General features: G+C 72.7%; 19 protein-coding genes. 6 read left to right on the top strand and 13 right to left on the bottom strand.

What is annotated here, in order from left to right; genetic code table 11:
* Positions 1–260 precede the first annotated feature (260 nt).
* Positions 261–881: a TetR family transcriptional regulator gene (locus ABZ877_RS14015; RefSeq protein WP_361069434.1), complete on the bottom strand. Its 621-nt coding sequence runs from the start codon at positions 879–881 to the stop codon at positions 261–263.
* 183 nt (positions 882–1,064) lie between these two features.
* Here ABZ877_RS14015 and ABZ877_RS14010 point away from each other — a divergent pair, with 183 nt between their 5' ends.
* The 3 genes from ABZ877_RS14010 to ABZ877_RS14000 are packed head-to-tail and all read left to right on the top strand — an operon-like array spanning position 1,065 to position 4,230.
* Complete coding sequence (locus tag ABZ877_RS14010; RefSeq protein WP_361069431.1) at positions 1,065–2,426, top strand: glycosyltransferase family 4 protein; 1,362 nt, start codon at positions 1,065–1,067, stop codon at positions 2,424–2,426.
* Positions 2,420–3,160 carry a class I SAM-dependent methyltransferase gene (locus ABZ877_RS14005; protein ID WP_361069428.1) on the top strand — a complete coding sequence of 247 codons (741 nt, stop codon included), beginning with the start codon at positions 2,420–2,422 and terminating at the stop codon, positions 3,158–3,160. Before ABZ877_RS14010 ends, ABZ877_RS14005 begins: the two co-directional genes overlap by 7 nt.
* Entirely contained in the window at positions 3,157–4,230 is a 1,074-nt protein-coding gene (locus tag ABZ877_RS14000; protein WP_361069425.1) for a prenyltransferase/squalene oxidase repeat-containing protein, read from the top strand. The genes ABZ877_RS14005 and ABZ877_RS14000 overlap by 4 nt, the downstream gene beginning before the upstream one ends.
* A 467-nt stretch (positions 4,231–4,697) precedes the next feature.
* On the opposite strand, the gene ABZ877_RS13995 is transcribed toward ABZ877_RS14000, so the two are convergent.
* Complete coding sequence (locus ABZ877_RS13995) at positions 4,698–4,940, bottom strand: hypothetical protein (RefSeq protein WP_361069423.1); 243 nt, start codon at positions 4,938–4,940, stop codon at positions 4,698–4,700.
* 180 nt (positions 4,941–5,120) lie between these two features.
* Between ABZ877_RS13995 and ABZ877_RS13990 the strand changes: the two genes are divergently transcribed.
* Positions 5,121–5,687: a hypothetical protein gene (locus ABZ877_RS13990; protein ID WP_361069420.1), complete on the top strand. Its 567-nt coding sequence runs from the start codon at positions 5,121–5,123 to the stop codon at positions 5,685–5,687.
* A 6-nt stretch (positions 5,688–5,693) separates the two neighbouring features.
* Here ABZ877_RS13990 and ABZ877_RS13985 read toward each other — a convergent pair whose 3' ends face one another.
* The 6 genes from ABZ877_RS13985 to ABZ877_RS13960 all read right to left on the bottom strand — a co-directional run bounded on the left by ABZ877_RS13985 (position 5,694) and on the right by ABZ877_RS13960 (position 12,212).
* Positions 5,694–6,710 carry an LLM class F420-dependent oxidoreductase gene (locus ABZ877_RS13985; protein ID WP_361069417.1) on the bottom strand — a complete coding sequence of 339 codons (1,017 nt, stop codon included), beginning with the start codon at positions 6,708–6,710 and terminating at the stop codon, positions 5,694–5,696.
* Positions 6,711–6,828: 118 nt separating this feature from the next.
* The gene (locus ABZ877_RS13980) at positions 6,829–7,707 is read right to left on the bottom strand and encodes a hypothetical protein (protein ID WP_361069414.1); all 879 of its coding nucleotides are present in this window, start codon (positions 7,705–7,707) and stop codon (positions 6,829–6,831) included.
* A gap of 130 nt (positions 7,708–7,837) precedes the next feature.
* Positions 7,838–8,782, bottom strand: a complete 945-nt coding sequence (locus ABZ877_RS13975) for an N-acetylmuramoyl-L-alanine amidase (protein ID WP_361069487.1) — start codon at positions 8,780–8,782, stop codon at positions 7,838–7,840.
* A gap of 120 nt (positions 8,783–8,902) precedes the next feature.
* Positions 8,903–9,571 carry a class I SAM-dependent methyltransferase gene (locus ABZ877_RS13970; protein ID WP_361069411.1) on the bottom strand — a complete coding sequence of 223 codons (669 nt, stop codon included), beginning with the start codon at positions 9,569–9,571 and terminating at the stop codon, positions 8,903–8,905.
* Positions 9,572–9,649: 78 nt separating this feature from the next.
* A complete protein-coding gene (locus tag ABZ877_RS13965) occupies positions 9,650–11,392 on the bottom strand; it encodes an MFS transporter (protein WP_361069408.1) in 1,743 nt (580 codons plus the stop codon).
* Positions 11,393–11,639: 247 nt separating this feature from the next.
* On the bottom strand, positions 11,640–12,212 hold the full coding sequence (locus tag ABZ877_RS13960; protein WP_361069405.1) for a hypothetical protein: 573 nt from the start codon (positions 12,210–12,212) through the stop codon (positions 11,640–11,642).
* Between the two features lie 164 nt (positions 12,213–12,376).
* On the opposite strand from ABZ877_RS13960, the gene ABZ877_RS13955 reads away from it, so the two are divergent.
* Complete coding sequence (locus ABZ877_RS13955) at positions 12,377–13,558, top strand: acyl-CoA dehydrogenase family protein (protein ID WP_361069402.1); 1,182 nt, start codon at positions 12,377–12,379, stop codon at positions 13,556–13,558.
* A gap of 7 nt (positions 13,559–13,565) precedes the next feature.
* On the opposite strand, the gene ABZ877_RS13950 is transcribed toward ABZ877_RS13955, so the two are convergent.
* Positions 13,566–14,066 carry a GNAT family protein gene (locus ABZ877_RS13950; RefSeq protein ID WP_361069399.1) on the bottom strand — a complete coding sequence of 167 codons (501 nt, stop codon included), beginning with the start codon at positions 14,064–14,066 and terminating at the stop codon, positions 13,566–13,568.
* A 58-nt stretch (positions 14,067–14,124) separates the two neighbouring features.
* Between ABZ877_RS13950 and ABZ877_RS13945 the strand changes: the two genes are divergently transcribed.
* On the top strand, positions 14,125–15,567 hold the full coding sequence (locus tag ABZ877_RS13945) for an MFS transporter (RefSeq protein ID WP_361069396.1): 1,443 nt from the start codon (positions 14,125–14,127) through the stop codon (positions 15,565–15,567).
* A gap of 171 nt (positions 15,568–15,738) precedes the next feature.
* Here ABZ877_RS13945 and ABZ877_RS13940 read toward each other — a convergent pair whose 3' ends face one another.
* The 4 genes from ABZ877_RS13940 to ABZ877_RS13925 are packed head-to-tail and all read right to left on the bottom strand — an operon-like array spanning position 15,739 to position 19,359.
* Entirely contained in the window at positions 15,739–16,371 is a 633-nt protein-coding gene (locus ABZ877_RS13940; protein WP_361069485.1) for a response regulator transcription factor, read from the bottom strand.
* Positions 16,372–16,389: 18 nt separating this feature from the next.
* Positions 16,390–17,694, bottom strand: a complete 1,305-nt coding sequence (locus tag ABZ877_RS13935) for a histidine kinase (protein WP_361069393.1) — start codon at positions 17,692–17,694, stop codon at positions 16,390–16,392.
* Positions 17,695–17,728: 34 nt separating this feature from the next.
* Positions 17,729–18,445, bottom strand: coding sequence for an ABC transporter permease (locus tag ABZ877_RS13930; protein ID WP_361069482.1), 717 nt, complete (start codon positions 18,443–18,445; stop codon positions 17,729–17,731).
* Complete coding sequence (locus ABZ877_RS13925; protein ID WP_361069391.1) at positions 18,445–19,359, bottom strand: ABC transporter ATP-binding protein; 915 nt, start codon at positions 19,357–19,359, stop codon at positions 18,445–18,447. Before ABZ877_RS13925 ends, ABZ877_RS13930 begins: the two co-directional genes overlap by 1 nt.
* Positions 19,360–19,440 lie beyond the last annotated feature (81 nt).

Raw genomic sequence — 19,440 nt, 5'->3', positions numbered from 1 at the left:
GTCCGCCACGCATATCTGCGGCGCCAGCGCGCCCACCCGGACGCCCGCCGTACGCCAAGGTGTGTCATGCACTTCCAAATCTGGTTCCCTGCCGAGCCGTTCGGCCAGTGCCGAACGCATCAGACAGGAATCGTGCACAAGAAGTACCCGGATCACGCTGCCCCCTCTTAAACCGTCCGCGCCCGTCCCCAGCGCTTGAACAATTCAACCGACGGGTTCCCCGTCAGGGGCGGGCGGAACTGTCATCGGCCACAAATAGCTCAGCGGTGGCCGGGATCGGTCAGGTCGATGAGCCGGCACACCGTCTCGATGTCGATCCTGACCTGGGCGATGGAGGCCCGCCCCGACAGCCACGTGATGAGCGCCGAGTGCCAGGTGTGCTCGATGACACGGACGGCGGAGAGTTGCGCGGGCGTCGGATCGTCCAGCTCCATCGCGTCCAGGATGATCGCCGTGGTCTGCCGGGAGACCTGGTCGACCTCCGGGCTGACGCTGCGGTCCGCGAAGGTCAGCGCCCGGACCATCGCGTCCGCCAGGTGCGGCTCGCGCTGCAGGGCACGGAAGGCGCGCATCAGCGTCTCGGCGACGCGCTCGGCGGGGGAGTCCGAGGACGGCGGACGCTTGCGCAGCGTGGTGTGCATGTGCTGCAACTGGTCCTGCATGGTGGCGACCAGCAGATGGACCTTGCTGGGGAAGTAGCGGTACAGCGTGCCGAGGGCGACCTGCGAGACCTCGGCGACCTCGCGCATCTGCACCGCGTCGAAGCCGCCGCGCGCCGCGAGCTGGGCGCTCGCGTGCAGGATGCGGCGGCGCCGCGCCTCCTGCCGCTCGGTGAGCGCGGGGGCGCCCTGCGCGGAGCCTGTGCCGTCCGGAGCTGTCATCAGTTCGCTTCCGTGTCCCGTGGTCCGGCCGTGGCGTGAATCACCCGATCCGCCGGTCACAGCCTCGCTACCTGCCGGTAGATTCGATGCTCATTGAACGATCAAGTCTGAAACTTGTTCTAGATTAGCGTCCCCACGTAGTGTCCAGTGTCCACGGGCAAGCAGGGAGAAGGGTGGCCTGGAGTGACCGCGGAGTCGTTGCGCATCGCTCTGCTCACGTACAAGGGCAACCCGTTCTGCGGGGGCCAGGGCGTGTACGTGCGGCACCTCTCGCGTGAGCTGGCCCGGCTCGGGCACCGCGTGGAGGTGATCGGCGCCCAGCCCTACCCCGTACTGGACGAGGTCCTCGACGGCACGGGCCCCGGCGGGCTCTCCCTCACCGAGCTGCCCAGCCTCGACCTGTACCGCAGCCCCGACCCGTTCCGCACGCCGAAGCGCGAGGAGTACCGGGACTGGATCGACGCCGCCGAGGTCGCCACCATGTGGACCGGCGGCTTCCCCGAACCGCTCACGTTCTCCCTGCGCGCCCGCCGCCACCTGCGGGCCAGGCGCGGCCAGTTCGACGTCGTCCACGACAACCAGACCCTCGGCTACGGGCTCCTCGGCGGCCCCGACGCGCTCGGCGCCCCGCTCGTCACCACCATCCACCACCCCATCACCGTCGACCGGCAGCTCGAACTGGACGCCGCCGAGAACTGGAAGCGGCGGATGTCCGTGCGCCGCTGGTACGCGTTCACCCGCATGCAGAAGCGCGTCGCGCGCCGCCTGCCGTCCGTGCTGACCGTCTCCGGCACCTCGCGCGACGAGATCGTGCAGCACCTGGGCGTCGAGGAGAAACGCATCAGCGTCGTCCACATCGGCGCCGACACCGACCTGTTCTCGCCCGACCCGGCCGTGCCCGAGGTGCCCGGCCGGATCGTGACGACCTCCAGCGCCGACGTCCCGCTCAAGGGCCTCGTCTTCCTCGTCGAGGGGCTCGCCAAGGTCCGCGCCGAACAGCCCGACGCCCACCTCGTCGTCGTCGGCAAGCGCGCCGAGGACGGACCCGTCGCCCAGGCCATCGAGCGGTACGGGCTCGAAGGCGCCGTCCGCTTCGTCAAGGGCATCAGCGACCAGGAGCTCGTCGACCTCGTCCGCTCCGCGCAGGTCGCGTGCGTGCCCTCCCTCTACGAGGGGTTCTCGCTGCCCGCCGCCGAGGCCATGGCCACCGGCACCCCGCTCGTCGCCACCACCGGCGGCGCCATCCCCGAGGTCGCGGGCCCCGACGGCGAGACCTGCCTCGCGGTGCCCACCGGGGACGCCGGCGCGCTCGCCGCCGCCCTCATCCGGCTCCTCGGCGACGAGCCCCTCCGGCTCCGCCTCGGCGCCGCCGGCCGCGCCCGGGTCCTCGCCCGCTTCACCTGGGCGCGGGCCGCGCAAGGCACGGCCGAGCTGTACCGCGCGGCCATCGAAGGGGCGGCACCCGGCACCTCCGTACGCCCCCACCAGCCAACTCCGCAGGAAATCTCTCCGGAAACCTCTCAGGAAAGCAGGGCCACGTGCTGACCGTCGACTTCACCCGTTTCCCGCTCGCCGCGGGTGATCGCGTCCTCGACCTCGGCTGCGGAGCGGGACGGCACGCCTTCGAGTGCTACCGGCGCGGAGCCCAGGTCGTCGCCCTCGACCGGAACGCGGAGGAGATCGCCGAGGTCGCCAAGTGGTTCGCCGCGATGAAGGAGGCCGGTGAGGCCCCCGCGGGCGCGACGGCCACCGCCATGGAGGGCGACGCGCTGCAACTGCCCTTCCCCGACGAGTCGTTCGACGTCGTCATCATCAGCGAGGTCATGGAGCACATCCCCGACGACAAGGGCGTGCTCGCCGAGATGGTCCGCGTCCTCAAGCCCGGCGGCCGCATCGCCGTCACCGTGCCGCGCTACGGCCCCGAGAAGGTCTGCTGGGCGCTGTCCGACGAATACCACGAGGTCGAGGGCGGCCACATCCGCATCTACAAGGCCGACGAACTCCTCGGCAGGATGCGGGAAGCGGGCCTCAAGCCGTACGGCACGCACCACGCCCACGCGCTGCACTCCCCGTACTGGTGGCTGAAGTGCGCCTTCGGCGTCGACAACGACAAGGCGCTGCCCGTCAAGGCGTACCACAAGCTCCTGGTCTGGGACATCATGAAGAAGCCCGCCCTGACCCGGGTCGCCGAGCAGCTCCTCAACCCCGTCGTCGGCAAGAGCTTCGTCGCCTACGCCACCAAGCCGCACCTGCCGAAGGACAGCGGGGCCGCTGCGTGAGCAGTCCGGAACGGACCGAACTCCTCGTCCTCGACGGCGTCCTGACGGCAGATCAGGCGGCCCGGACGGTGCGCGGCATCCTGGACATCCAGCGCCCGGACGGGGCCATACCGTGGTTCCGCCGTCACCACCTCGACCCCTGGGACCACACCGAGGCCGCCATGGCGCTCGACGTCGCCGGGGAGCACGAAGCCGCCGAACGCGCCTACGACTGGCTCGCCCGCCACCAGAACGAGGACGGCTCCTGGTACGCCGCCTACCACGACGGCGACCCCCACGACGTCACCGACCACGGCCGCGAGACCAACTTCGTCGCGTACGTGGCCGTCGGCGTCTGGCACCACTACCTCTCCACCGGCGACGACGGCTTCCTGGACCGCATGTGGCCCACCGTGTACGCGGCGATGGAGTTCGTGCTGCGGCTGCAACAGCCCGGGGGCCAGATCGGCTGGAAGCGGGAGCCGGACGGCACACCGGTCGACGACGCGCTCCTCACCGGCAGCTCCTCCATCCACCACGCCCTGCGCTGCGCCCTCGCCATCGCCGAACAGCGCGAGGAGCCGCAGCCCGACTGGGAGCTGGCCGTCGGCGCCCTGCGCCATGCCATCCGGCGCCACCCCGAGCGGTTCCTCGACAAGGACCGCTACTCCATGGACTGGTACTACCCCGTGCTCGGCGGCGCCCTGCGCGGCGCCGAGGCGAAGGCGCGCATCGAAGCGGGCTGGGACCGTTTCGTGGTCCCCGGCCTCGGGGTGCGCTGCGTCGTCCCGAACCCGTGGGTCACCGGAGGTGAGAGCGCCGAACTGGCCCTCGCGCTGTGGGCGACCGGCGAGTCCGACCGCGCGCTGACGATCCTCCAGGACATCCAGCACCTGCGCGATCCGCACTCCGGCCTCTACTGGACCGGCTACGTCTTCGAGGACCGGGCCGTCTGGCCCGAAGAACTGACGACGTGGACAGCGGGCTCGGTCCTCCTGGCGGTAGCGGCCCTGGGCGGCGACGAGGCAACCTGCCACATCTTCAACCCGGAGTCCCTCCCATCAGGCATGGACCCGAACTGCTGCGCCTAGCCCTCCGGGGGGCGGGTGGGGCCCGGGGCTGCGGCGCGTCCGGGCCCCGGCCCTGCCGTGGCCCGGCGGCGCGCCGGACCCAGCGAACACAGCAGCCCCTTGCGGAGCCGGACCGGACTTCAGCGCCCAGGGCGGAACCGGCTTCGCCACGCACACGTCACCGTCCCCGCCGCTCCTGCGGGGCCCGCTGAAAGAACGCCGGTCAGCGGGCCGTGCCGGCGTCCCTGCCGACGCGGCCGACGCGCGCCGACGCGCGGCCGGGGTGGGGCGTCCCGGGCTGTCGGCGCCCGGGGGCCGCGCCGCACCGTCTCCCGCATGTTCCGCGCCAGCACCCGCGGCTTCGTGCCGCCGGGGGCGGGTGGCGGGTCCCGCCACCCGTGCTCGGCGGTCGCGTCACGGCAGCCCGCGCCTACGCGTACCAAGTCATACCGCGCGGTCCCAGATGACCGGGTGCGCGGCGGAGCCGGTCAGCGGCGGAGTTGGTTGGCCACGAAGTGGCCGATCGCCAGGTAGACGACCGCCGCCAGGCCGTAGCCCGCGACCACGCGCGCCCACGCGGCGTCGAAGGTGAACAGGTCGTGGGACCAGCCGGCGAGCCAGTTCGCCGCGTCGTGGACCCACTGGACAAGGTCGTTGCCCCGGTTCGCGTCCAGCAGATACATCAGGATCCACAGGACGAGAATGACCGCCAGGATGTCTGCAATGATCATGACAACCCGGCCTGCTTCGCTTGAGCCTCTGTAACGCCGATTCACAGACATGACCTCCGGATGCCCCGGATTCCGCCGCAGAACCAGGGCGCCGCCACGGACGGGCTCGCCCGGGTGGCGCAGTGATCGGACCCGGGCGAGGCTGCCAGGAGTGCAGTCCGAGGCCCGGAGGTAACCGTGGTGCCCAGCTTCCCCCTACCCCTGCGCCGCCTGCTCGTGGCGGTGCTCCTGTGCGGCGCCATGCTGGCCGGCACCACCGCGTGCGGCGGCGGCGACGACAAGGACACGAAGGCCGGTACGTCGGCCAGCCCCAGCGCCTCGACCACGGCCCAGAAGCAGAAGCTCGCCAAGACCCGGTTCGTCGCGAACGCCGGCATCGCGGCGGGCGCCACCTACCAGTGGATCGTGAAGCCGTGGAAGGCGGGCAAGTTCAAGAAGGGCGCGGACGGCCGCAAGGTCGCCCTGGTGAAGGCGGGCCTCGCGGGCGCGCTCACCTACAACCGGCTGAAGGCGGCGAAGAAGAACGCCGAGGGCGACCCGAAGCTCTCCAAGGCCATCGCCCCGCTCACCTCGGGCATCGACGCGCTCAAGGACCTGCCGGGCAAGCTGCGCAAGGGCGAGGGCACCGACTCGGTCGCCTCGTCCTTCGACGACATCATCAACAAGGTGAAGGGCGCGGGGAACGACGCGGGCGCCGAGGTCAAGAACAAGGTCCCGTCCACCTCGGAGCTCCGCAACGCCGGTTAGCGACCCCTACGCGTTGAGCTCGGCCAGCGTGCGCAGGGTCTCCGGGTCCGGTGACAGGACGAGCAGGTCCGTCACCGGGCCCTTGCGCCACAGCTCCAGGCGTTCGGCGATCCGCCCGCGCGGCCCGACCAGCGAGATCTCGTCGGCGAACGCGTCCGGCACCGCCAGCACCGCCTCCTCCCGCCGCCCCTCGGCGAAGAGTTCCTGGATGCGCCGGGCCTCGGCCTCGTACCCCATCCGCGCCATGAGGTCGGCGTGGAAGTTGCGGGTGCTGTGCCCCATGCCGCCGATGTAGAACCCGAGCATGGCCTTGACGGGGAGCAGCCCCTCGGCGACGTCGTCGCAGAGCTTCGCCCGTGCCATCGGCGCGACCATGAATCCCTCGGGCAGATCGGCCCCGGTCAGCGCCGCCCCGTACGCGTCGGTCCTCGTCGGCGACCAGTACAGCGGCAGCCAGCCGTCCGCGATCCGCGTCGTCTGCGCGACGTTCTTCGGCCCTTCGGCACCGAGCAGCACCGGCAGACCGGCGCGGAGCGGATGCGTGATCGGCTTCAGCGCCTTGCCCAGGCCGGTGCCGTCCTCGCCCCGGTAGGGCAGCGGGTGGAAGCGCCCGTCGTTCGCGACGGGGCCCTCGCGCCGCAGCACTTGCCGGACGACGTCCACGTACTCGCGCGTCGCGGTCAGCGGCGACCGAGGGAACGGCCGCCCGTACCAGCCCTCCACCACCTGCGGCCCGGACAGCCCGAGGCCGAGCATCATCCGGCCGCCCGAGAGGTGGTCCAGGGTCAGCGTGTGCATGGCGGTGGTGGTGGGGGAGCGGGCCGCCATCTGCGCGATGGCGGTTCCGAGGCGGATGCGGCTGGTGTGCGCGGCGATCCAGGTCAGCGGCGTGAACGCGTCGCTGCCCCATGACTCGGAGGTCCACACCGAGTCGTACCCGAGACGCTCCGCCCGGCGTACGAGGTCGAGGTGGCCGGGGTCGGGCCCGCGCCCCCAGTAGCCGAGTGCGAGTCCGAGCCGCATGCGCTCCCCTCCCGTGACCTGACGGCCGGTCAGCCGGGCCGTCCGTCGGGCGAGCGTACGCGAAAGGCCCCTCGCCCGGAAGAAGACGGGCGAGGGGCCTTGTCGGGCGCTGACGGGATCAGCCGCGCTGGATCCCGGTCGTGTCCTGGAGGACGCCGCGACGGCCGTCCTGCGTCTGCGCGACGAGGCCGGGGCCCCGCTGCTCGACGGCCAAGTACCAGGTTCCCGGCGCCAGTTCGGCGATCGGGGTCGGCGAGCCGTCCTCCGCGTACAGCGGACGCGGTACCGGCACGGCGAACCAGAACGGGGAGAAGTCCCCGGCGGGCTGCCCGCCGGACTGCGGCGCCGGAGCGGCGGCCTGCTGCGGCTGGCCCGGCTGCCCGCCGAAGGGCTGCCCGCCACCGGACGGGCCCGGACCCGGCTGGCCGGGCTGCGCGCCGTACGGCTGGCCCGGACCGGGCTGGCCGTGCTGGGCGCCCGGGTAGCCGTAACCGCCCTGCGGCTGACCGCCGTAGGGCTGCGGCTGCTGCGGGCGCGGGGCGCCGACGAGGCTCGCCTTGAGGGCCGGGACCAGCGGCGTCGCGACCGCGGCGGCGGCCATGACCAGCGTGGCGATCAGGGAGAGGATGAGGCCGATGCCGCGGTCCGGGCCGTCCCCGAGGGCGCCGCCGAGGTTGTTGTAGCCGCCGGCCGGGTCGAAGATGTTGCCGAGCGCGGCCCAGGCGGCCAGCACCGTGCAGGCGACACCGAACTGACCGAGGTCGAGCCCCGCCACCTTGAGGGGCTGCGGCCTGCCGTGGCTGAGCACGACGAGCGCCGCGCCGATGATTCCGGCGAGGACCACGCTGAACAGGAGCGGGCCGCTCTCCCAGGAGTTCGGGAAGTCGAAGCCGCCGGCATTGTCGGCCGTGTAGATATCGAGGAACGAGGCGATGAACAGCAACACCGCTGCTCCGATCACCACGCCGTCGCCTCGAGTGAGGGAGCGGATATTCACTTCAGGTCCTTCGGTCAGTCGTCACGTCATCGTCAGGAGGCGGCGCCAAGCGCGGGGGTGGCCCCTCATCGTACGGAGGACACTATCGTCCACGTCCCGGAGGTGTCTGCCGAGATCCACACGGGGGTGTCTACCCCCGCAGGAAACTCACGATTCCCTCGGAGAGCCCCTGTGCCGCCTTCTGCCGCCACGCGTCGGAGGTGAGCCGCGCCGCGTCCTGCGCGTCCCGCATGTTGCCGCACTCGATGAACACCTTCGGCACGGTCGACAGATTGAGTCCGCCCAGGTCGGAGCGGGTGTCGAGGCCGGTTCCGCCGCCGACGTAGTTGGACGGGGGCTCCCCTGTGACCTGGAGGAACTTGCCCGCGACGCGTTCGCCGAGGTCGCGTGAGGAGGCGACGATCGGACGGGTGTCGGCGCTGCCCGCGTGCACGGACGCGGGAAGGATCACATGGAAGCCGCGGTTGCCCGCGCCGGAGCCGTCCGCGTGCACGGAGATCGCGGCGTCCGCCTTCGCCTGGTTGCCGATGGCGGCGCGCTCGGTGACGCAGGGGCCCCACGGCCGGTCGCCGTTCTGGGTCAACTTCACCGTGGCGCCCTGCTCTTGCAGGAGCGTGCGCAGGCGGCGCGCGACGTCGAGGGTGAACTGGGCCTCGGTGTAACCGGCGTTGGTGGAGGTGCCGGTGGTGTCGCACTCCTTGGACCCGTTGCCGACGTTCACCTGGCGATTGATATCGGCCGGGTGCCGAAAGTTACCCGGATTGTGACCCGGGTCGATGACGACGACCTTGCCCGCGAGCGGCCCGGAGCCGCCACCGGCCGGCTTCGACGGGGTCTTCGGGGTCTTCGGCGTCGCCGGGGCGGACGGGGAGGCGGGGGAGGGGGCCTTCGACGGGGAGCCGTCCGGCTGCTTCGCGTCGGCCGCGCCGGACGATCCGGCGGGCGACGGGGCGGACGTGACGGACCGGCTCGGCGCGGGGAGCACCTTCGCCTGGTCACCGCCACCGCCCACGGCCTGGGCGACCACCCAGATCGCGCCCGCCGCGACGGCGACGGCCGCCGCGCTGATCAGCAGCGGCCGGGTGCGCGTCCCGCGCGGTCTGCGACCGGGGCCGCCCGGGGCGTTGTTGTAGAAATCATCGAAGCCATCGGGGTCCGGACCTTCGTACGACACGGGGCGAGCCTAACCGGGCCCTCAGCTCCCCGCGCCCGTTCGGCGCAGGACGCGCAGCGAGTCGCACTCCGAGACCTCGGTGAACGCCCCGGACTGAAGTGCCCGCAGGTACACGCGGTACGGGGCCTGGCCCGTCCACTCGTCGTGCTTGACGGGGAAGACGTCGTGGATGACGAGCAGGCCGCCCTCGGCGACATGCGGCGCCCAGCCCTCGTAGTCGGCGTTCGCGTGCTCGTCGGTGTGGCCGCCGTCGATGAAGACGAGCCCGAGCGGCCCGCCCCACACGCGCGCCACCTGCGGCGACCGGCCGACCAGGGCCACCACGTGCTCCTCCAGGCCCGCCGCGTGCAGGGTCCGCCGGAAGGTGGGCAGCGTGTCCATCAGCCCGACCACCGGGTCGACCGTCTCCGGGTCGTGGAAGTCCCAGCCCGGCTGCTGCTCCTCGCTGCCGCGGTGGTGGTCGACGGTGAGCGCCGTCACCCCGGCGGCGCGGGCCGCGTCCGCGAGCAGGATCGTGGACCGCCCGCAGTAGGTCCCCACTTCCAGCAACGGCAGCCCGAGCCCCGCCGCCTCCACCGCCGCCGCGTACAGCGCGAGCCCCTCACGGAGCGGCATGAACCCCTTGGCCCGCTCGAAGGCGGCGAGGACATCGGCGTGCGGGGTGGGGCTCGTGGTGGTCATGCCCTGCATGCTGCCATGAGGGTTCCCGGCTTCGGGTGGCCGGTGCCGCGCGCGAACGCGCGGCACCGGCTGAACCACAGTCCCGGCTCAGACCTGCTCGGCCACCGCGTCCAGCGCGAGGTCGACACGGACCGCCCGCTTCTCCCCGTGGTGCGTCGCCGACGACGCGCGCGGCGCGTGCCCGTGGGCCGTCACCGCGAGGACGTACGAGCCACCCTCGGGGACGTCCAGGGCGTAGTGGCCCTCCGCGTCGGTGAGGGCGGCGCCCGCCTGGCGGCCTCGGCGGTCGATCAGGGTGACCTTGGCGTGGGCGACGGGGAGGCCCGCCGGGTCGAGGACCTGGCCGCGGAAGTGCGAGGAGGCGGCTTGCTCGGCGTGGGCCAGGTTGGCGTCCTCCTCGCTGCTCGCGCGGAGCTGGACGTGCTGGCGGACGCTCGCCGCGCGCCGGCCGGGCAGGAACAGGGCGAGCAGGACGCCGACCGCGACCGCGCCGGTGGCGATCAGGAACGAGACGCGGAAGCCGTGCAGCGTCGGGACCGCGACCCCGCCCACGTGGTTCGCCGTGTTGGCCAGGACCATGCCGATCACGGCCGAGGACACCGACGTGCCGATGGAGCGCATCAGGGTGTTGAGGCCGTTCGCCGCGCCCGTCTCGGAGGCGTCCACCGCGCCGATGATCAGCGCGGGCAGCGAGGAGTAGGCGAGGCCGATGCCCGCGCCGACGACGACCGAGATGACGATGGTCTGCCAGGCGGCGTTCATCAGGCCGAGCCCGGCCCCGTAGCCGATCGCGATGATCAGCATGCCGAGGATGAGGGTGACCTTGGGCCCGAAGCGGGCGGAGAGGCGGGCGTAGACGGGGGCCGTGAACATCATGGTCAGGCCGAGCGGCGCCACGCACAGGCCCGCGACGACCATGGACTGGCCGAGGCCGTAGCCGGTGGCCGAGGGCAGTTGCAGCAGTTGCGGCAGGACCAGGGAGATCGCGTAGAAGGCGACACCCACCATGATCGAGGCGAGGTTGGTGAGCAGCACCTCGCGGCGGGCGGTGGTGCGCAGGTCGACCAGCGGGGCCTTCAGGCGCAGCTCCATCGCGCCCCAGGCGAGGAGCACGACGACCGCGGCGGCGAACAGGCCGAGGGTGAGGCCGCTGGACCAGCCCCAGTCGCTGCCCTTGGTGATCGGCAGGAGGAAGAGGACCAGGCCGAGCGAGAGCCCGAGCGCGCCCGCGATGTCGAACGTGCCCTGCGCCCGCAGCGGGCTCTCGGGTACGAGGAGCAGCGTCGCGATGATCGAGACGACGCCCAGGCCCGCCGCGAGGAAGAACAGCGCGTGCCAGTCGGCGTGCTGCGCGACGAGCGCGGCGAGCGGCAGCGCGAGGCCGCCGCCGACGCCGATGGAGGACGACATCAGCGCCATGGCCGAGCCGAGCTTCTCCGGCGGCAGCATGTCCCGCATCAGGCCGATGCCGAGCGGAATGGCGCCCATGGCGAAGCCCTGGAGGGCGCGGCCGACGATCATCACCACGAGCTGGTCGGTGAAACCGCAGATCAGGGAGCCGACGACCATGACGGCGAGGCTGGTGAGCAGCATCCTGCGCTTGCCCGCGAGGTCGCCGAGCCGGCCCATGATCGGGGTGGAGACGGCGCCGGCGAGCAGGGTCGCGGTCATGACCCAGGTGGCGTTGGTGGGGGCGGTGCTCAGCAGCGCGGGCAGGTCCTTGATCACCGGCACCAGCAGCGTCTGCATGACGGCGACGACGATGCCGGAGAAGGCGAGGACGGGGACGACTCCGCCTGTTCGGCGTGGTGCGGTCGTCGACTGGGACATTAAGGGGGCCTCCGGAGGCGGGGTTCGGGTCGCGGACGACGGGTGGCGGGGCCGCGCGCACAGCATCGTGCGGACGACTTGCGGCCAGCTTGCGTGTAGCTCGAACCTGTTTCCTCGGGCGACTATTCCGATGATCGTCGTACGAGGCCGAACCTTGACCTGTTGTTTACACGCGGGGCCACACTGTTCACCTGCCGGACCCCGCCGTCCACCGCCCCTGTCACCTGACGCCGCGTCAACTGGCGGCTCAGTGGCCGCCCGACGGCATGTCGCAGCCCGTGCTGTCCGGGTAGCCGCCGAACGCGTCCGCCTCCACCCCGGCCCGGGACAGCGAGCCCTCCACGCAGACCGGCGCGTCGTCGACGGTGACGAGGAAGCCGACGCCGCCCCCGTCCGCGTACGACCGCACGGCATCCTCGGGGAAGCCGAGCCGGGTCAGCGCCGCGCGCGTGCTGGGCTCCTTCAGGTCGCCGCGCTCGCGCAGCGGCTCAAGGGCCCGGCGGATGCGGGTGACGGCCGCGAGCCCCTCGCAGCGCCTCTCGCCGTGCAGCGCGAACGGCACCCGGAACCCGTGGTTCTCGGCGTAGTGATCACCGGGCTGGGTGGTCGGCGTCCCGCCGGACGGCGCGGACGCCGCCGGGGACGGCTCCTCGCCGGGGCAGCGGTGGTCCTTCGGCGTGGGCGGCGTCGAGATCGCCGTGGGCGTCGGATGCGTACGGCGGTACGCGTCGGCGGCGCTCTCCCCGCCCCGCTGATCACCGCAGCCCGCCGCGAGAGCGGCAAGCACCACGGCCGACAGCGCGGCCCTCCTGAACGTCATGCGTCCCCCGTCCCCTATACCCCGTCGCGCGCCGACGGGCAGCGTGATCCTAACCACCCGGTCGGTACGGTGCCGTGCCCTGGACCGGCCCGCCCCGCTGACGGAAGGTGGACGGGTCAGGCCAGTCGGCACAGTCACCGCAGTCACTGAGGAGCCCGAGCCCCATGCCGTTCCCCGCCCTCGACCCCGTCGACCCGCTGAACCTCGAAGCCCTCCTCACCGACGAGGAGCGGGCCGTGCGCGACACCGTGCGTCAGTTCCTCGACGACAAGGTCGAACCGCACATCGCGGACTGGTTCGAGTCCGGCGAACTGCCCGACCTTCCCGGGCTCGCCCGCGAGTTCGGCACGATGGGCCTCCTCGGCATGCACCTGGAGGGGTACGGCTGCGCCGGGATGTCGGCCCGCGCCTACGGCATCGCCTGCCGCGAGCTGGAGGCCACCGACTCCGGGCTGCGCTCCTTCGTCTCCGTGCAGGGCTCCCTCGCCATGTTCGCCCTCCACCGCTTCGGCTCCGAGGAGCAGAAGCGGGAGTGGCTGCCGCGCATGGCCGCGGGCGAGGCCATCGGCTGCTTCGGCCTCACCGAGCCCGACCACGGCTCCGACCCGGCGTCCATGACGACGCGGGCCCGGCGCGACGGCGGGGACTGGGTGCTCGACGGCCGCAAGATGTGGATCACCAACGGTTCCGTGGCGGCGGTCGCCGTCGTCTGGGCGCAGACCGAGGACGGCGTACGCGGCTTCGTCGTCCCCACCGACACCCCCGGCTTCTCGGCGCCGCCCATCAAGCACAAGATGTCGCTGCGCGCGTCGGTCACCAGCGAACTCGTCCTGGACGGCGTACGCCTCCCCGCCTCCGCCCAGCTCCCGGACGCGCGCGGCGTCGGCGCCCCGCTGACCTGCCTGAACGAAGCCCGCTACGGCATCGTCTGGGGTGTCACCGGCGCCGCCCGCTCCGCCTGGCAGGCGGCCCGCGACTACGCGCTCCAGCGCGAGCAGTTCGGCAAGCCGATCGCGGGCTTCCAGCTCACCCAGCAGAAGCTCGTCGACATGGCGCTCGAACTCCACAAGGCGACCCTGACCGCGCTCCACCTCTCGGCCCTGAAGGACTCGGACTCGGGGGTCCACCCGGCGCAGATCAGCTTCGGCAAGCTGAACAACGTGCGCGAGGCCATCGAGATCTGCCGCACCGCCCGCACGATCCTCGGCGCCAACGGCATCTCCCTCGAATACCCGGTGATCCGCCACGCCAACAACCTCGAATCCGTCCTGACCTACGAGGGCACGACCGAGATGCACACCCTCGCCCTCGGCCAGGCCCTGACGGGCCACGCGGCCTTCCGCTGACCCCCGCTCACCGCGCGGGACGCCACTCCTCGGCGAGGACGGCCATCAGCACCTCGTCCCGCCACACCCCGTCCCGCAGCTCGACCTGGCGGCGCACGCCCTCCCGGACGAAGCCGGCCTTCCCGTAGACGTGCAGCGCCCGCTCGTTGTCCGCGTACGCCGCCAGCTCGATGCGGTGCAGGCCGAGCGCCTCGATCCCGTGGCCGACGATCAGCCGGACCGCCTCGGTGCCGAGCCCCCGGCCGCGCCCGCGCGGGCCGATCAGCGTGCGGAACGTGCAGCGGCGGTGCTCCGGCACCCAGTCGTACAGCACGACCTCACCGACCAGCTCGCCGCTGACCCGGTCGGTCACGGCCAGATCGAGCCGGTCCGCCTGCGCGGAGCGCGACCCGTACCAGGAACGCAGGTGCTCACGGCTGAACGGGGCCGGGTCGCCGCCCGTGAACCACAGCAGCTCGGGGTCTTTACGGCGAGCCTTAGGTCCCGGGGCGTATGGCTTTGGGCCCATGGGGGGTGCAACGAAATCCGGATGTACGGGGTTCGGTGCGCCTGCGACCATGACACGTATGCCGAGAACCTCCCCCGACGTACGCACCGACACCGGCGCCGACATATCCGCCCGCAGACCCGCCCCGCCCGCCTGGCTCGTCGTGGCCGTGGCGTGTGCCGGGCAGTTCCTCGTCGTCCTCGACGTGTCCGTCGTCAACGTCGCCCTGCCGTCCATGCGCACCGACCTCGGGATGAGCGCGGGCGGTCTGCAATGGGTGGTGAACGCCTACTCGATCGCGTTCGCCGGGTTCATGCTGCTCGGCGGACGCGCGGGGGACCTCTTCGGGCGCAAGCGCATGTTCCTCGTCGGCCTCGGCCTGTTCACCCTCGCCTCCCTCGCGGGCGGCATCGCCCAGGACGACTGGCAGCTCCTCGCGGCGCGCGCCGTGCAGGGCCTCGGCGCCGCCGTGCTCGCCCCGTCCACCCTCACCATCCTCACCTCCGCCGTCCCCGAGGGCGCGGCACGGGCCCGCGCCATCGCGACCTGGACCGCCGTCGGCGCGGGCGGCGGCGCGGCGGGCGGCCTCGTCGGCGGCGTCCTCACCGAGGGCCTGAACTGGCGCTGGGTCCTCCTCATCAACGTGCCGCTCGGCGCCGTCGTCCTCGCGGCCGCCGCCCGCTGGATCCGCGAGTCCAAGGCCGGTGGCGAACGCCGCCTCGACCTGCCCGGCGCGGTCCTCGTCACCGCGGGCACGGCCCTCCTCGCGTACGGCATCGTGCAGACGGAGGCGGAGGGCTGGGGCGCCCCCTCCACGCTGGTCCCGCTCGGCGTCGCGCTCGCGCTGATCGCCGCCTTCCTGCTCGTCGAGGCCCGTACGAGGCTTCCGCTGATGCCGCTCGGCCTGTTCCGGGTGCGGTCCGTGGCCGCCGCCAACGCGGCGATGTTCGTCTGCGGCATGGGCAGCTTCGCCATGTGGTTCTTCATGACCCTCTACGCCCAGAACGTCCTCGGCTACACCCCCATCGAGGCGGGCCTCGCCCTCGTGCCCAGCTCCCTCGCGGTCGTCGCCGGGTCGAAGATCGCGCCCCGCCTGATGCCACGGTTCGGGGCGCGGAACGTGGCCGTCGCCGGTGTCCTCGTCACCGCCGCCGGGTTCGCCTGGCAGTCGACCATGACCGCGGACGGCACGTACGTCCTGACGATCATGCTGCCCGGGATCGTGATGATGGCCGGGGCCGGGTTCGCGATGACGCCGCTCGCCTCCTTGGCGACGTCCGGGGCGGCGCCGGGGGACGCCGGGCTCGTCTCCGGGCTCATCAACACGAGCCGGACGCTGGGCGGGGCGCTGGGGCTGGCGATCCTCTCCACGGTCGCGACGAGTCGCTCCGCGGGTTCGGCGGATCCCTCTGCGCTGGCCCGCGGCTATGCGGGGGCGTTCCTCTGGGGGGCGGGGATCCTGGTCGTCGCGGTGGTGGTGCTGCTGGGGTTCATGCCGCGGGAGCGCGCCGTGGCCGAGTAGGGGGCGTTGCCGGGTGCCGCGCCGTCGTGGCTGGTCGCGCAGTTCCCCGCGCCCCTGGGGGCTTGCGGCTCCGCCGCAGCCCCATGGGCGCCCCCTGAAATGGCGCACGAAGTGCGCATTTCAGGGGCGCGGGGAACTGCGCGACCAGCCACCTACAACCCGCACCCGGCGCTACACCCACCCCTGCTGCCGCGCCTCCCGAAGCGCCTCCGTCCGGTTCCGCGTCCCGGTCTTCCCGATGGCCGAGGACAGATAGTTCCGCACGGTCGACTCGGAGAGACACAACTTCCCGGCGATGTCGGAGACGGTCGCCCCGTCGGCGGACGCGCGCAGCACATCCCCTTCCCGCGCCGTCAGCGGATTGGGCCCGGCGCTGAGCGCCGCCGCCGCGAGCGCGGGGTCGATCACGGTCTCCCCCCGGAGGACGGCGCGGATGGATTCCGCCAGCTCCTCGACGGGCCCGTCCTTGACGAGGAACCCGGCCGCACCGGCCTCCATGGCCCGCCGCAGATACCCGGGCCGCCCGAACGTCGTGAGGATCAGCACCCGGCAGTCCGGTACCTGTTCGCGCAGCTGGGCCGCCGCGTCGAGCCCGCTGAGGCCGGGCAGTTCGATGTCGAGGAGGGCCACGTCGGGGCGGCATTCGAGGGCTTTGCCGACGATGAGGTCACCGGCGGAGACCTGTGCGACGACCTCCATGTCCGCTTCGAGTCCGAGCAGCAGCGCGAGGGCGCCCCGCATCATCTGCTGGTCCTCGGCGAGGAGCAGACGCACGTTCTTGGCGGGCCGGTGGTCCTGCGGCATTTCCGTCACGGGGGCAGATTACGTGGCCGGGCCGCGTCCGGCGGCCGGGACGGCCGGGGCCGACGCGGCGCCCGGCGCCGGTTCGGGTTCCCCGGTGGGGAGTTCGGCCCGCACCACGAATCCGCCGCGCGCGCCGGGCCCCGCTTCGAGGGAGCCGCCCGCCGTGGCGAGCCGCTCGGTGAGCCCTTTGAGACCGGTCCCGCCGGTCCCGCCGGTCCCGCCGGTCCCGGGCTCGGCGGCCGCACCGCTCCCCACCCCGTCGTCGGCGACCCGCAGCCGTACTTTCTCCGCCGCGCCCTCGACGGAGATCGTGCAGGTCGTGGCCGCGCTGTGCCGGACCGCGTTGGTGACGGCCTCGCGCACGACCCAGCCGAGCAGCGCCTCGGTCTGGGCGGACAGCGGCGGCCCCGACTGGCGGACGACCGGTTCGATGCCGGCGGCGGTGAGCGCGGAGCGGGCCCGGTCGAGTTCGGTGGCGAGGCTGCCCTCGCGGTACCCGGTGACGGCCTCGCGGATCTCGGTGAGCGCCTGGCGGCCGACCGCCTCGATGTCGGTGACCTGTTCCAGGGCGGCGTCGATGCTGTGCGGCGCGAGCCGCCGCGCCGCCTCCGACTTCACGACGATCACCGAGAGGGTGTGCCCGAGCAGGTCGTGCAGGTCGCGGGAGAAGCGCAGCCGTTCCTTCTCCACGGCGCGCCGCGCCAGCTCCTCGCGGGCGGCGCGGAGTTCACGTACGGCTTCGGACAGGGAGAGGATCGCGGCGGTCACCATCATGGAGAGGAACGTGCCGTAGACGACGGCGACCGCGTCCCAGCCCTCCTTGGACCCGGCGACGATCCCGGCCAGCGCGCTCAGCGCGAGCCCCGCCCTGCCGAGGTGCGGGCCGCGCAGGACGGCGCCCGCGGCGAGCCCGAGCAGCGGGAAGAAGGCCAGCCAGGTGCCGCCGAAGCCGAGGACGAGTGCGCAGGTCAGCACGGTCATCAGGCCGAGTGCGACGCGGGTGGAGACCGCTGTGCGGCTCTCCTTGTGGAACGCGCGGAAGACGACGTACACGTACAGGGAGTTGAAGGCGAGCAGGCCGAGGCCGCCGAGCCACGGGTTGCCGGTCTTGCCCTGGACGATGTTGGAGAACGCGCCGAGGCCGAGGAGCAGCCAGGGCAGGAGCGTGAAGCCGGTCGGCGGGGGGCCCAGCTCCTCGGCCGGGCGGCCGTGTTCACCGCGCGCCCGGCGTTCGGCCTTCACGCGCGCGTGCTCGGCCTTCCATTCGGTCTGCACCGCGCGCAGCTCGTGGAACTGCCCGTTGACCTTGGACCACCAGGACATCCGCGTCACTCTCCGTCGTTCCCCGTACGCCCGCTCAGGCGGTCCGCGCCGACCTGCGGTACGACACCACAGCGTACGAACCGAACGTCAGCAGCCAGCCGAGGAGCACGGCGAGCGCGGCGAGGGAGGGCGCGTGTCCGTCGGCGACGGCCCGGCCGAGCTGGGCGAAGCGGTTGGTGGGGGTGAAGGCGGAGACGTGCCGCAGCCAGCCGGGGAACAGCTCGACGGGGAACCACAGGCCGCCGAGGACGGCGAGGCCGAGGTAGCAGAGCATGTTGATGCCGCCCATGGCCTGGGAGGTGAGGCGGTAGCCGTTGCCGAGGCCGAGCAGGGTGAAGGGCAGCGAGCCCGCCCACAGCAGCAGCGCGATGACCGGCCACTTCCAGGCGTCCATGCGTACGCCGTTGACGAGGGCGCCCGCGAGGAGCACCGCCGTGATCGCGGGCAGCACGGTCACCGCGCCGGTCAGGGCCCGGCCGATGACGCCCTGGCGCGGGGTCATCGGGGTGATCCGCAGTTGCCGCAGCCAGCCGATCGCCTTGTCCTCGGCGACCCCGGCGCCCGTGTTGAGGGCGGCGCCGAGGGCCCCGTAGGCCGCCATGCCGACCATCGACGCGGTCTTCCAGGCGCCCGCGTCCGCGCCGATGTTGGTGAACAGGAGGTACATCAGGACGGGCATCGCGATCGTGCCGACGACGAACTTGCCGTCGCGCAGGGTGCGCCGTACTTCGAGCCGCAGGTAGTCCCACATCACACACGCTCCAGGTCGCGGGGGTCCGCGGTCAGCGCCATGAAGGCGTCGTCGAGGGAGGCCGGGGCGACCTCCAGGTTCCGTACGGCGTCCAGCGCGGCCAGGGCCATGACGGTCGCGTCCGAGTCGTCGGTACGCAGCCGGGCGCGGTCGCCGCGGATCTCGACGGAGAGCACGCCCGGCAGCAGGGCGAGCCCTTCGGAGCCGCGTCCCGCGAGGTCGAAGGAGACGAGGCTGCCGCCGCCCGCCCGGCGCAGGTGCTCCCCGCTGCCGTCGGCGACGACGCGGCCGCGGTCGATGACGACGATCCGGTCGGCGTTGGCGTCGGCCTCCTCCAGGTAGTGCGTGGAGAACAGGACCGTGTGCCCGCGCCGCGTGAAGGCTCGCATCGACGTCCAGAAGGCGTGCCGCGCCTCCACGTCGAGGGCGGCGGTCGGTTCGTCGAGCACGATCAGGGAGGGGTTTCCGGCGAGCGCCACGGCGAACCGGACGCGCTGCGTCTGCCCGCCTGAGAGCTTGTCGACGCGCCTGCCCGCCAGCTCCTCGATCCCGGCGAGGCGCAGCGCCTCGGCGACGGCCATCGGCGCCGGGTAGCGCCGGGCCACGAACCCGACCAGCTCGCCGACGGTGACCCGGGGCACCGCCCGGCCCTCCTGGAGCATGGCGCCGACCCGTCCGGCCCGTACGGAGAGCCGGGGCGCGGCGCCGAACAGCTCGATACGGCCCTCCTCCGGCTCGTCCAGGCCGAGCAGGAGGGAGATGGCGGTGGACTTGCCCGCCCCGTTGCGGCCGAGCAGCGCCACCGTCTCACCGGCCGCTATCTCCAGATCGAGCCCGTCGACCGCGCGCACGTCCCCGAACGTCCTGACGGCCCCCGTGAAGGAGACGGCCGTCCCTGTTGCCCTCGTCGTCATGGGTACGACGCTACGGACGGGGGCCGGGGCGGCGGCAGATGCGCACGTCCGGACCTCGGCAGTACAAATGTCATCTGACGT

It is taken from the genome of Streptomyces sp. NPDC046939 (genome assembly GCF_040644575.1).
Taxonomy (GTDB): Bacteria; Actinomycetota; Actinomycetes; order Streptomycetales; family Streptomycetaceae; genus Streptomyces.
This window is presented reverse-complemented; position numbering and strand designations above follow the sequence as displayed.